We start from the raw sequence: 13,717 nt of genomic DNA on the forward strand, positions 1-13,717 counted from the left end.
TAAAAAATATTCACTTGAGAGCGGTTTTCAACCCTGATATTCATCAGTTTTCCCACTCTCCAATCTCCCCTCTCAAATCCAAAAAATTATGAGTTTTGAGTTAATTATAACTTTTCAGTTAGTAACTCAAAACTCACAATTGTTCAACAAGTAGAGATGCACCCGAAACCTGTTATTTTATAATTATCTCTACCTATAGGCTGATGTGTAGCTAGATGTTGATGATAATTAACACTCTGGTCAAACACATCACACTTTGGAGCCAAGTCTTAAACGCAAAAAACTTCCCGAAGTGGCAAGTTATGCTTGTAATGAGTTCCACAAAAAATGTAACAGTATGTCCGTGATCTCAATCCCGATAGTTATCAGTAATTACCAATTCTTTAATCGAAAATCGAAAATGGTCTTAACTTCCCTATAGGGAGTGGCTGCCACCTCTTTAATCGACAATTTTTACCCAACCGCGACGCACGTTGTACAGCAGTCGGTTGATGATGGCATACTCATCTTCATTCAGTGTTCTTTCTAAGAGTGCAGATCTGAGCTGTCTCCGGTCGTGGCGAGTCACGACGCTGGAGAACATGACCTGACCAAATAACTCTTCGAGTGTCATTTGGGATACTGACATGATAAACCTCCTAGTTGATTGAGACAGATAAAATTTTAACAGGCTTGTTGTATTTGTATTATGCACTCTGGGAGCGACTTCACAGGCGATCGAAAACATTGACACAGTGTGATTTTTTTGTTAAAAATCTGTGACCAAGACTTTGATGCCAAGTGACTTGGATCTCTTAAATTTGTGATGCTTGTCACTGAAGTCACGAGGAAGAACTCAGAAGGAAGAGGGAAGAAGGCAGAAGGAAGAGGGAAAAAGACCATCAAGCACGATCGCCAAATCTCAGCTTCGCCGATCGCCCTCAACAACTCTCCATCCCGTCCTCACCGCTTCTCAACCTTATTTTTCCCTATGCCAATTTTCCAGCTAATTGAGGCATCGGTCAATAGTCGCCACAACCGACTCGGCCAACTCTTTCAGCGCGTAACCCCCCTCCAAACCAAAGGCGATGCGACGGGTGATTTGCAGGCAGTATCCGGTGAAAGTACCGAAATCTGACGGCATCAGAGTCATGCTAGCCAGCGGATCGGACGCAATAGCGTCATAACCAGCGCTGACAATCAACAAATCCGGTTCAAATTTGGACAAAAAAGGCACGACAAGAGATTCAAAGGCGCTCAGGTATTCAGCTATGCCACCGCCCGGATACAGGGGAATGTTCAGCACGTTGTCGTAAGCACCGCGCTCCTCGGCATCTCCTGTTCCCGGATAGCACGGAGATTGATGCAGGGAACAGTAGGCAATTTGCCGGCAGTTTTCCACCAAAGATTGAGTGCCGTTGCCGTGGTGCACGTCCCAGTCGAGGACAGCGACGCGGTTGATTCCCGGCTGTTCCAGGGCGTAGTGAGCAGCGATCGCAGCATTGGAAAACAAGCAAAAACCCATCGCGCGGGCGTTTTCGGCGTGGTGTCCCGGTGGCCGGGCCAGCACAAAAGCCGGTTCCCCCGCAGCCACCACTCGATCGACCCCATCGAGCCAAGCACTCGCCGCCAGCAGCGCTACGTCGTAACTTTCAGCAGAAATCGGCGTGTCGCCGTCGAGATAGCCGCCTCCCCGATGAGCCAAATGTTCGACTTCTTTGATGTATCTTTGGGCGTGAACTTTTTTGATAGCCCCGAACAGTTCTTGTTCGCGCTGCGCCACTGGGGTGGGCAGTTGCCACTCAATTTGAGCTGCCCAAGGAGCAGCTTTCAGAGCGTTGACGATCGCCGTTAAACGTTCTGGTCGCTCTGGGTGAAGCATTCCAGTCTTGTGCAGCAAGAAATCTTGGGAGTAGATGACGGGTAGCATCGGCTGATTTTAGATTTTAGATTTTAGATTTTAGATTTTTAGTTGGCTTTAAGAATGCCTTCGGTTTTGTGAAATTAAAATTGCGATCGAGTAACCATTTTAATTTCTTATATGGTCGTCAAAAAAACTCACGAAAGCATGAAAGCCGATCGCCTAAAAAAACCTTTTTAGCTTTTGCCAACTGCTGACAAAATTACCAACTGACAAATTATCAATTGTGCTTGTTTCGTCCCTTAATTTTTCTGGCAACTTTCCCATAAAGTCCAAGGCAAATTGTGATATAATTTCAGGAGTAATTGGCAATATTTGGCAGCTCTACTGAATCCAAACCGATTTTATCGCATTTTTGAGATTTATAGCGGTCAAATTTAAATTTTTAACGGAGTTTTTCAACCTATGAGCACCTCTGAGTCGCGGATAATCCCGACGGATCTGGGTAATGAGATGTCCCGATCGTACTTGGAATACGCCATGAGCGTAATAGTCGGTCGGGCGCTACCAGATGCCAGGGACGGTCTCAAGCCCGTTCACCGACGCATTCTCTACGCCATGAACGAATTGGGCTTGACTCCCGATCGACCTTTCCGCAAATGCGCCCGCGTCGTGGGGGAGGTGCTGGGCAAGTATCACCCGCACGGAGATACAGCGGTTTATGACGCCCTGGTGCGGATGGCTCAGGATTTTTCCATGCGGGAACGCCTGATCAACGGCCACGGCAACTTCGGCTCCGTTGACAACGACCCGCCCGCTGCCATGCGGTACACCGAATGTCGCCTCACAGCTTTGACTAGCGACTCCATGCTGCGCGACATCGACTCGGAAACAGTTGATTTCGGCGACAACTTCGACGGTTCCCAGCAAGAACCCCTCGTACTCCCGGCACGCATCCCCCAAATTTTGCTCAATGGTTCCTCCGGGATTGCTGTAGGGATGGCCACCAACATTCCGCCGCATAATTTAGGCGAAATAATTGACGGTTTAGTAGCACTAATTCACAATCCAGCAATTACTGACCTGGAATTGATGCAGTACATCCCCGGCCCGGACTTTCCCACCGGAGGGCAAATTCTGGGCAGAGGCGGCATTCGCGATGCTTACACCACCGGTCGCGGTTCGATTACAATGCGCGGAGTCGCCGGCATTGAAACCATCGAACATCCTGGTCGCCCCGACAAAGAAGCAATTATTATCACCGAATTGCCTTACCAAACAAACAAGGCAGCGCTAATTGAGAAAATTGCCGAACTTGTCAACGACAAAAGATTAGATGGAATTTCCGACATTCGCGACGAAAGCGATAGAGACGGAATGCGGATCGTGATCGAACTCAAGCGCGACGCCTATCCGCGCGTCGTCCTCAACAACCTCTATAAACAAACACCCCTCCAAGCCAACTTTGGAGCCAATATGTTAGCGCTAGTAAATGGGGAACCCCAACTACTTACGCTCTCCCAATTCCTCAATGTCTTCCTAGACTTCCGCATTGAGACAATTACTCGCCGGACTCAATATGAGCTCCGCAAAGCAGAAGAACGCGACCACCTTCTGCAAGGCTTATTAATTGCCCTAGACAACTTAGATGCAATTATTCACCTAATTCGCGCCGCTGCCGACTCCGCCGCAGCGAAACAAGAATTGATGGATAATTACGGTCTTTCAGAACAGCAATCAGACGCAATTCTGCAAATGCAGCTCCGGCGTTTGACAGCATTAGAAGCGCAAAAAATTCAGCAAGAACACGAAGAACTGCGAGCTAAAATCGCAGATTTGGAAGATATCTTAGCGCGCCGGGAACGCATCTTAGAAATCGCCGAATTTGAAGCAGTCGAAATCCAAACTAAAATCGCCACTCCTAGACGCAGCGTCATCGAACACGCCGAAGGAGAAATCGATGAAAGAGATTTAATTGCCAACGAACAAGCAATTATTCTGATTACAGAGCAAGGCTACATCAAGCGGATGCCTGTCAGCACTTTCGAGGCCCAAAGTCGCGCTACTCGCGGCAAAGCAGGCGCGAAAATGAAAGAAGACGACGGAGTAGAACATTTCCTTTCCTGCTGCGATCACGATAGCGTTTTGTTCTTCAGCGACAGGGGCGTAGTTTACTCTGTCAAAGCTTATCAAATCCCCGTCTGTTCCCGGACGGCCCGCGGCACTCCTGTGGTGCAACTGCTGCCGATTCCTATAGAAGAAAAAATCACTTCTATGGTGTCAGTGACAGAATTCACCAGCGAAGAATACTTGGTAATGTTGACTCGCGGCGGCTACATCAAGAAAACCGCACTTTCCGCTTTTGGCAACATCCGTACTAATGGATTAATCGCGATTTCTCTAGAAGAAGGCGACCAACTGCGCTGGGTACGGAGAGCAAAAGTTGGCGACAGCATCATCATTGGTACGCGCCAAGGGATGGCAATTCATTTCCGCACTAATCACGAACAGTTGCGCCCTGTCGGCCGCGCGACGCGGGGTGTAAAATCGATGAAATTGCGATCGGGCGATGAGTTGATCAGCATGGACATATTGCCCAGTTCAATTGTTGCCGAGATTGCTGAATTGGAAACTGAAGATTCGGAATTCGAGGGAGTTAATATTGCTCAGTTAGAAACTGAAGATTCGGAATTTGAAGTAGCAGAAATTACTGACCTAGAAACTGAAGATGCGGAATTGGAAGATGAAGAATTAGAACTGCAATCCGAGGAAATTGAAGGCGAAGAAGCCGAAGGAATTACCAAAAGTAGCAGCGACGTTCCTTCGGTGTTGGTAATCACCACTAACGGCTATGGCAAGCGGGTTCCAGTTTCTCAATTCCGCCTACAAAGACGGGCGGGCAAGGGATTGACGGCTACTAAATTTAAGTCGAAAAAGGGTAAGGATCAGGTAGCTGCGCTGCGAATTGTCAACGAAGATGACGAATTGATGATCATTACCAACCGAGGTATTATTATCCGTCAGGCTGTGAGTGCAATTTCTACTCAATCGCGCACAGCAACGGGTGTGCGGGTGCAGCGGTTAGATGAGGATGATTCGATCGTAGCTGTGGCTTTAGTGCCGCCTGCGGGTGAAGAATCGGCCGAAGAATCGGAATCTGAGGAAGTGGCAGAAGAGTCATAGGTTAAGAGTTTGTAAGGTGCGCGCTGCGTACCTTACTGCTGAATGGTAAAAATGCGATCGTCTATTCCCCGTTTCTGCCTCCAAGACCGGTCAAGATTTAATACTAATTGTGAAAAAATATCTGTAGGGACACGGCATTGCCGTGTCCTTAATGCGATCGTTGACAATCGATACGATAATTGCTATAGCATAATAGAATCAAAAAGTTAATAGCAAAAGTCGGTAAAAATGCCTTATTTAACAGCAGCAAACGACATCACAGCACTCATAGCTAAATTTTCCCAAGCAAAAATCCTGTGGGTTGACACAGAAATAGCAGACTATAAATCCAACCCCAGATTATCTCTGATTCAGGTTTTAGCTGACTCCACAGATTCGACGGGAGATGCCACTTTTCTACTTGATGTCTTGGATCAACCTGAATTGGCAAAAGATTTCGTAAACCAAATCATGGTAAATCCAGATATTGAAAAAGTCTTGCACAACGCCAGCTATGACATCAGATTTCTGGGCAATGACGACGCTCAAAATGTCACTTGCACATTGAAAATGGCGAGAAAGATTCCCACTTACATTCTGCCATTACCCAACCGACAACTCAAAACTTTAATAGAAACACTTTGCGGCATTGCTTATCTAGATAAAACAGAACAAAGCGGCGATTGGGCAAAGCGTCCCCTAACCCAGAAGCAGCTAGAATATGCCAAGATGGACGCGGTTTATTTAGCTGGAGTGCATCGTCGCCTGCTAGAAATCCTGGCCCAATGTTACCCCGAACCCGCAACGGAAAACTTGACAGCATTGGGCGAAAAATATCAGGAAATAGAATCTCAGTGGAAGCCGCTAGATTCAGAAATCGCTGAACTGAAAGAACGGATTAAAGCAGGGATGCTAACCCAAAAGCTCAAAGACAGTTCTTATTTTGAGCTTTCCAGTTCGATAACGATGAAAGTAGATTTTCTCACGCTGGCAAGACTGACGCAAACTGAGGGAATTGAGTTAAATTTTCCGGTAACGCTGACAAAAGAAATTCAAAAACAATTAGGCAAACTCATCAATGATCCATCTTTGGAAGTTGAGGAGATTGCTAGTTTGCGGTTGAATTCCCACCTACAACTGCGGCGAAAATCTACTAAGAAAATTGCGCCGGAACCGGAGAGTGAGGATTTAACAGCATTGGGGGAAAGGTACAAAGAAATTTTGCCTGAATGGAAGTTGCTGGATTCAGAAGTTGAGCATCTGAAAGAGCGAATTAAAAAAGCAATGTTGGTGCAAAATCAGGAAAATACTCCCCATTTTAAGTTATCCAGTTCCTCGATTTTGAAGGTAGATTTTGCTAAATTGGCTAAACTTGCGCTATCTGTTGGAGTTGAGTTAGATTTTATGGTGACGCTGACTCAATACATCCAAAAGCGGTTAGGGGAAGCGATTAACAAAATTGATGTGCAAATTGAGTATATTACGAGTTGGCGGATGAGGGCTAAGACGGTGGAAGATGAAGATGATGATGAAATCCCTTTTTAACTACTAAAATATCACGTTTCCTCTCATTTTTATGTGTTATCACGGGTCTGCGAGCGTGAGAAAGAGGTCTATAAACAATGCCGAATAAGGGGGTTGCAGCCTGTATACCCTGTTGATAAAAGCGATGTTTATTACGAGTTAAATTCATTAACTATTGTACAGATTCAGAATATTTATCCAAATAATTCACCCACTGCTCTCCATCTTGCGCCAACACCAAAGGTACTCCGTCTGCGGTATTTTTTGCTTTGTTCTTTAGGCGGAACTTCCCCGCTTTGGGAGGCGTTCTGCTTAATCAGGTCTTGTTCATCACTGACCTTTTCCATCTACTCGTCGGTATTGCCACAGCAGTCGTTTGTCTCGCCTATGTAGTCTGCTACGGGGACCGTAATGTCAACGAGAGAACGTATTCTTCGCCGCTCAGCGATCGGTCAAAAGCTCCAGCTTTTCGGGGTACCGAGCCCCTTGGACTGTGATTTTGGCGGCGGCATCATCGATGTCACGTAGATCGTCGGGCGTGAGTTCGACGGAGACTGCCCCGATGTTTTCGTCCAAACGATGCAGCTTTGTGGTGCCTGGAATCGGAACAATCCACGGCTTTTGAGCTAGCAGCCAGGCAAGTGCGATCTGAGCGGGCGTCACCTGCTTCTGTTGTGCAATACTACCAAGCAGATCAATCAGGGCTTGATTTGCCTTGAGTGCCTCTGGTGTGAAGCGAGGCAGAGTGCTGCGAAAGTCGGAGCTGTCAAAGGTCGTGTTTTCGTCGATCTTGCCCGTGAGGAAGCCTTTGCCCAGCGGGCTGTACGGGACAAGTCCGATGCCAAGTTCCTCAAGGGTCGGGCAGCCCAGCCCAATCGCTGAGACTTCTAAGTTGCTATTGCCACTACCAAGTTTGCGCTTTTGCATTATTTTGTTACTCCTTTGAGGTGTTACCAGTTGGCACGCATCCGCGTCGTCCACCAGATCCGGCTGGTGCCTGTGAAGCGTCACTTCGAGGTCGTCGCCCCTATCCGGGCCTGCTCTTTAATCCGTTGGAGCGCAGCCTTGAACCCGTCAGGGGTATTGCTGGAACCTGCGAGGCGATCCACTTTCACCTCGTCGATGCGCTTTCCGACGACGACCGTCGGGATCGCGGCAGCGAAGCGGCGCTGCAAGTCGAGGGATGTCGGGTTCGTTGCATGAGGAGTGACTTCGACAGCAGTGATGACGTCGTTGACCAAGGTGACGGTCACGGTGATGGACGAGGGGAGGCTGCCGTATTGACCGATCGCGGTGTAGACGCCATCTGCGTACGAGGAGTCTTTACTCGATGCCGATCTTGAACGGGCGACAATAGTATTCGGGGTTGACATTGGGCGCACGGCTTCCATATCCGTAGTCGAGCATCCGGCTATGACAAGAGCAACGGAGATCCCTGCCATCGTGACTTTCATCTTCTTGCTCAGGCTAGTCATACCTTCTCCTTTCCTTTGCTTTGTGAGTTGTGTGGCCTGCTCAGTCGGCACCCTGTCGGCTGTGTTTATAGGCATGGGGTCTACTGAGGGGTGCACTCTTATGAGAAGAGCTTGCCGTCGAAGTTCTGTGAGATCTCAGCGCGGCCATCGGCAAACATCCGCACGTATGAGAACCTGAAGACCTCCGCCAGATGGTCTGCCCTTGTGAAGAAGAGCGCCGTCGCCAGTCCATCGGCGATCGCGGTTTCATCGGCGACAACCCACGTTGCGACCACATTCCGAACCGGCACACCCGTCCGGGCATCGAGCACGTGGTGTAGCCCGTCGCCCCAGGCGCGTCTGGTGATCGCAGATGCACATAGGGCACAATCTTGCAGGTTGGCCACACCGATCGCCAACTGGGGGTCGAACGGGTGCTCAAGCCCGACCCGGATGCTGGACTCACCCGAATGGCGCAGGTCTCCGCTACCATCGACAACGAACTGATTGAATCCGGCTTCGCGCAAGATATCAGAAACGATGTCCACGAGATAGCCCTTCCCCGCCGCGCCGACATCGATCGCGAGTGGACGCCGTGTGACGAGCGAGGTGCCATCCCGGATAATGTCCTTCGACCAGCTCGCTCTCCCCCGAGCGTACTCCTCGCGGACGAGATTGGGCGCGGGTGTGAGCGAGTACGTCCGGTCGTAGCCGAGAAGTTCGAGATCCCGTCCGACAAGCGGGTCAACGGCACCTGCGGTAGCCCTATGGAGCAGGTCATAGAGATCGAAGAGGGCAAGCGAGTCGTCGGGGAAGTCGAAGCAGCCACCATCAGGAGCTGCGGCGATCCGAGATACGAGGGAGTCTGGGCGGAACCGCGAGTATGTGGTGTCGAACTCTTCGATCCGCCTTAGAATCCGCTGCTGCTGCCGACGGACTAACGGCTCGTAGGTCTCGATCTCCCATTGGGTTCCAATCGCCTTGAACGAGAACGTGAACATACTGGCACCATTACTCCGTCGCTACTTCATTCAGGCACTTCACAGAGCGGTTGTGATGGATGGTTTCATGTTCGCAAAGTAGCTTTGGAACGTTCAGGGCTTCGGGGGTGCTTCTGTGCCCGAAAAGACCAGCACTGCGTCTGGCAGACGTGCCCCACGAACCTGGATCGCCGAAACAGACCGGTTCAGTTCGGCGAGTTCGGCAGGCGTGAATCGAACGGCTGCCGCGCCGATGTTCTCGATCATGTGCGGCATCTGTGTCGTGCCGGGAATGGGTACGATCCACGGCTTCTGTGCCAAGAGCCACGCCAGCGCGATTTGGGCAGGAGTGGCTTGTTTCCGCACGGCCCAGCTTTTGACTAAATCCACGATCGCCAGGTTGTGCGGCAGATTTTCGGGCGAGAACCGGGACTCAACGCCGCGAATGTCACCGGGAGCAAACCGCGTCTGGGCGTCAATGGCACCAGTCAAGAAACCCACGCCAAGCGGACTCCACGGAACAAAGCCGATGCCCAGTTCCTGGCACAGAGGGATTACTACTTCTTCCGGCCCACGCCACAGCATCGAATATTCGTTCTGAACGGCGCTCACGGGTAACTCGGCATGAGCGCGGCGCAACGTGTTCGGCCCCATCTCGGACAGACCCCAGTGCAGAACCTTGCCTTGCGCCATCAACTCCTTGATTGCGCCAGCGACATCTTCAATCGGAACCTGTGGGTCAACTCGGTGCTGGTAGAGAAGATCGATGCGATCGGTGCGGAGGCGCTTGAGCATACCCTCGACTACCCGCTTGATGTGTTCCGGGCGGCTGTTGAGTCCCGGACGGCGCTCGCCGGTTTCCTGATCGATGTTCCAGCCGAACTTGGTTGCGATCGCGACCCGATCTCGGAACGGAGCCACGCCTTCGCCCAAGATTCGTTCCACCTCATGCGGCCCGTAAGCCTCGGCTGCGTCGTAAAAGGTGACGCCCCGGTCAAAGGCTGTCCGAATGATGTTGAACATCTCAGACCGGGTGGGGATGGTCTGTTGATAGGTGCGGCTCATGTTTTGGACGCCGAGTCCGAGGCTTGAGACTTCTAGCGAGCCGAGCCTACGGCGATCGCTCATCATCGGTTGTGTTGTCTGAGCACTGGCACTATTGCGCGGAAACATCGTTGTCGCGGCGATCGCCAGTCCTGCCAGGATAAACTCGCGGCGATCAAATCCAAAACCACTGTTCTTTCCACTTCGATTAATCGGTGCGTGGCTCATACAGGATTTCCTTTCGATAGGTTTTCGTTTTGCACACAGAACACAGGTTTCGCCGCTTAGCGACCCGTCATCTGCTCCAGCCTTTCGGGATATCGATCGCCTTGCACTGTGATCTTGGAGGCAGCGTTATCAATGTCACGCAAATCGTCAGATGTAAGTTCAATGGAGATAGCTCCAATATTTTCATCCAGGCGATGCAGCTTCGTAGTGCCTGGAATCGGAACAATCCACGGCTTTTGAGCTAACAGCCAGGCAAGTGCGATCTGAGCCGGGGTCGCCTGCTTCTGTTCTGCAATACTACCAAGCAGATCAATCAGGGCTTGATTTGCCTTGAGTGCCTCTGGTGTGAAGCGAGGCAGAGTGCTGCGGAAATCAGAGCTGTCAAAAGTTGCGTTTTCGTTGATCTTGCCTGTGAGAAAGCCCTTGCCCAACGGACTGTAGGGGACAAGTCCGATGCCAAGTTCCTCAAGGGTCGGTATCACCTCCGCTTCAGGCTTTCTCCACCACAGGGAGTATTCGCTCTGAAGAGCCGTGACTGGCACAACGGCATGGGCGCGGCGAATTGTTTGCACTCCCGCTTCAGAAAGTCCGAAGTGCTTCACTTTACCTTCCTGAATCAGTTCCTTCACTGCTCCCGCCACATCTTCGATCGGCACGTTCGGGTCAACCCGGTGCTGATAGAGGAGGTCGATCGCCTCCACCTTGAGCCGCTTGAGCGAACCCTCCACGGCTTCCTTGATGTGCTCCGGTAGGCTATTGAGTCCGGGTGAACCCTTCATGCCACCGGGATCGGAATTCGGACTGATGTCGAACCCAAATTTGGTGGCGATCGCCACTTGGTCGCGGAAGGGAGCGAGGGCTTCACCCACCAACTCTTCGTTTAAGTACGGGCCGTAGACTTCGGCAGTGTCAAAGAATGTTATGCCGCGATCGACCGCAGCCCCCAGAAGAGCGGTCATCTCCTGTTTGTCTTTGGGCGAACCGTAGCCAAAGCTCATTCCCATGCAGCCGAGCCCGATCGCCGAAACTTCTAGGTTGCTGTTGCCAAGTTTGCGCGTTTCCATGATGACTCCTTCGAGGTTCCACCTCGGTTATTCAGATTTCAGAGAAGCCATATCAATACAGAAGCGGTATTTCACATCGGACTTGAGCAGTCTTTCGTAAGCTTCGTTGACTTTTTGGATGGGGATGACTTCAACATCGGCGGTGATGTTATGTTCGCAGCAGAAGTCGAGCATCTCCTGGGTTTCGGCGATGCCGCCGATGCTAGAGCCGGAGAGACTGCGGCGGGCCACGATCAGGCTGAATGCCGCGACCTCCAGGGGCTTCTCAGGTAAACCGACAAGGGTGATGTTGCCGTCGAGGCGAAGCAGGTTGAGATAGGCGTTGATGTCGTGATTGGCGGAGACGGTATCGAGAATGAAATCGAAGCTGCCAGCGTGCTGCTGCATCTCGTCGGCATTGCGGGAGACGACCACTTCGTCAGCACCGAGGCGGAGCGCGTCTTCCTTTTTGTCGGGCGAGGTGGTGAAAACGACGACGTGGGCTCCGAATGCACGGGCGAACTTCACACCCATGTGGCCCAGCCCGCCGATACCAACCACGCCTACCTTCTTGCCCTTGGTGACACCCCAGTGGCGCATAGGCGAGTAGGTTGTGATCCCGGCGCAGAGGAGCGGCGCAACCCCGGCGAGATCGAGGTTCTCTGGAACGCGCAGAACGAAGCGTTCATCGACGACGACGCTATCAGAGTAGCCACCATAGGTGACTGGAGCAGTCTTGTGCTTGTCTGGGGCGTTGTAGGTGAGGGTCTGGTTTGGGCAGAACTGCTCCAGACCTGTTTTGCAATGCGGGCAAGTACGGTCCGAATCTACAAGGCAGCCGACCCCGGCTAGGTCGCCGGGCTTATACTTGGTAACTGCCGAGCCGACCTTGGTGACACGTCCGACAATCTCATGACCGGGGACGATCGGGTAGGTAGTAGACAGGAAGTCGCTCCACTCATTACGCACCGCATGGACATCGGAGTGGCAGATGCCGCAGAAGAGGATTTCGATCTGTACGTCGTGTTCGGTTGGATCGCGCCGTGCGATCGTGTCGGAAGCGAGCGGTGCGGTCGCACTGACTGCAGAGTAAGCTTTGGCGTTGTACATAAATTGATGCTCCTATTTGTTTACTTTTGGTGCCTGGTACTGTTCGTCGCTGACTTTTTCCAGCCAGTCCGCGGGCTTGCCGTCGAGTACCTCCTGAGTGGCGATATGAGTCATCGCCGTTGGCGGTGAAGGTGGCGATGGCGACAATGCTTTGTTGTCGTGCGTTTAGGGTTCGATCGGGTTGGCGGCGAACATCACTGCACTGTGTAGCCGCCATCGATGACCATGGCGTGCCCAACGACGAAGGCAGCCGCGTCGGAGCACAGCCAGAGGACAGCCTCCGCGATCTCCTCGGGCTTGCCCATCCGTCCGATCGGCTCCTGGGCAACCACTTTGGCGCGCCCTTCGTCCGTGGCGCCGATGGAGCGACCGATCATCGGGGTGTCGATGTAGCCGGGACAGACGGCGTTGACGCGGATGTTCTGCGCGGCGTAGTCGAGGGCTGCTGCCTTGGTCAGTCCGATCACGCCATGTTTTGCGGCGGTGTACGCGGGGCTGCCCTTGATGCCGATGATTCCTGCGCCCGAGGAGGTGTTGACGATCGCGCCGCGTCCCTGCTTGAGGATCAGCGGGATCTCGTGCTTCATGCACAGGAAAACGCCGCGGAGGTTGATGTCGATAATCCGGTTCCACTCCTCCTCCTCGTACTCCGCGGTCGGAGCAGCATTCCTCGGCGCGATGCCCGCGTTGTTGAAGGCAAAGTCCAGTCGCCCGAAAGCCTCAACGGTCTTGTCCAGAGCCGCCTTCACATCCTCGGTTCGCGTCACGTCGCACTTGACGGCGATCGCCCGACCACCCAGTTCTTCGATCGTGTGAGCTGTTTCTTGATTGCCCTGTTCTGAGATGTCAGCGACCACCACGCTGGCACCTTCACGGGCAAACGCCAGCGCCGTAGCTCGACCGATGCCGCTCGCTGCTCCGGTCACAAACGCAACCTTTCCTATGTAGCTTCCATTCTCGTTCGTTGTCATCTTTTACTCCTTTTCATGTTGCCCATTAGGGAAGTCTTTAAACGTGACACTGGCACCAAGTGTGCGTGCTCGATCGTGTGCCTCGAACAGGGGGTCAATGCGGACAGTGCCGGTAAAATACTCAGCAGGTTCTTTGGCGGAAGGCTGTGAGCCACTTCGTTTAATGTCCATTTCTTAATTCCTTCACTTGATGCCATTTCGGTGGCTGTCCCAATCGTAGAAATTGAGCACTTATCGCTTCTCTATCAATAGGGATGGATTTTTTAAGAAGCAAGGTTAGCTTTGATGGTATTTGGGTTGTCACTCAGCAGGTTTCTTGCCCAATCAAAACTGAGTTTTCTCTTGTATAAAAATCCAGACG

At 51.7% G+C, this 13,717-nt stretch carries 12 protein-coding genes; 2 read left to right on the forward strand and 10 right to left on the reverse strand.

Features of this window, described 5'->3' with window-relative positions; translation table 11 throughout:
- Positions 1–439 precede the first annotated feature (439 nt).
- Entirely contained in the window at positions 440–628 is a 189-nt protein-coding gene (locus QUB30_RS23360; protein ID WP_015175516.1) for a hypothetical protein, read from the reverse strand.
- Positions 629–985: 357 nt separating this feature from the next.
- Complete coding sequence (locus tag QUB30_RS23365; protein ID WP_333338154.1) at positions 986–1,909, reverse strand: histone deacetylase; 924 nt, start codon at positions 1,907–1,909, stop codon at positions 986–988.
- Positions 1,910–2,305: 396 nt separating this feature from the next.
- On the opposite strand from QUB30_RS23365, the gene gyrA reads away from it, so the two are divergent.
- Together gyrA and QUB30_RS23375 are read left to right on the forward strand one after the other, a co-directional pair.
- On the forward strand, positions 2,306–5,023 hold the full coding sequence (gene gyrA / locus QUB30_RS23370; RefSeq protein ID WP_333338157.1) for a DNA gyrase subunit A: 2,718 nt from the start codon (positions 2,306–2,308) through the stop codon (positions 5,021–5,023).
- 228 nt (positions 5,024–5,251) lie between these two features.
- Complete coding sequence (locus QUB30_RS23375; RefSeq protein ID WP_333338161.1) at positions 5,252–6,547, forward strand: ribonuclease D; 1,296 nt, start codon at positions 5,252–5,254, stop codon at positions 6,545–6,547.
- A gap of 420 nt (positions 6,548–6,967) precedes the next feature.
- Here QUB30_RS23375 and QUB30_RS23380 read toward each other — a convergent pair whose 3' ends face one another.
- From QUB30_RS23380 to QUB30_RS23415, 8 genes are all read right to left on the reverse strand, one after another.
- Positions 6,968–7,453 (reverse strand): aldo/keto reductase, encoded by a 486-nt coding sequence (locus QUB30_RS23380; RefSeq protein WP_333338164.1) that lies wholly within the window; start codon positions 7,451–7,453, stop codon positions 6,968–6,970.
- 80 nt (positions 7,454–7,533) lie between these two features.
- Positions 7,534–8,001: a hypothetical protein gene (locus tag QUB30_RS23385; RefSeq protein ID WP_333338166.1), complete on the reverse strand. Its 468-nt coding sequence runs from the start codon at positions 7,999–8,001 to the stop codon at positions 7,534–7,536.
- A gap of 98 nt (positions 8,002–8,099) precedes the next feature.
- Positions 8,100–8,981, reverse strand: a complete 882-nt coding sequence (locus QUB30_RS23390; protein ID WP_333338169.1) for an FAD:protein FMN transferase — start codon at positions 8,979–8,981, stop codon at positions 8,100–8,102.
- A 93-nt stretch (positions 8,982–9,074) separates the two neighbouring features.
- Positions 9,075–10,232, reverse strand: a complete 1,158-nt coding sequence (locus QUB30_RS23395; RefSeq protein ID WP_333338172.1) for an aldo/keto reductase — start codon at positions 10,230–10,232, stop codon at positions 9,075–9,077.
- A gap of 56 nt (positions 10,233–10,288) precedes the next feature.
- The gene (locus tag QUB30_RS23400; RefSeq protein WP_333338175.1) at positions 10,289–11,296 is read right to left on the reverse strand and encodes an aldo/keto reductase; all 1,008 of its coding nucleotides are present in this window, start codon (positions 11,294–11,296) and stop codon (positions 10,289–10,291) included.
- A gap of 27 nt (positions 11,297–11,323) precedes the next feature.
- On the reverse strand, positions 11,324–12,385 hold the full coding sequence (locus tag QUB30_RS23405; RefSeq protein WP_333338179.1) for an NAD(P)-dependent alcohol dehydrogenase: 1,062 nt from the start codon (positions 12,383–12,385) through the stop codon (positions 11,324–11,326).
- A 12-nt stretch (positions 12,386–12,397) separates the two neighbouring features.
- Complete coding sequence (locus tag QUB30_RS23410) at positions 12,398–12,532, reverse strand: hypothetical protein (RefSeq protein WP_333338182.1); 135 nt, start codon at positions 12,530–12,532, stop codon at positions 12,398–12,400.
- 47 nt (positions 12,533–12,579) lie between these two features.
- Positions 12,580–13,356 (reverse strand): SDR family oxidoreductase, encoded by a 777-nt coding sequence (locus QUB30_RS23415; protein WP_333338185.1) that lies wholly within the window; start codon positions 13,354–13,356, stop codon positions 12,580–12,582.
- Positions 13,357–13,717: the final 361 nt, after the last annotated feature.

Origin of the sequence: Microcoleus sp. BROC3 (assembly GCF_036702515.1) — a bacterium.
Lineage (GTDB): Bacteria > Cyanobacteriota > Cyanobacteriia > Cyanobacteriales > Microcoleaceae > Microcoleus.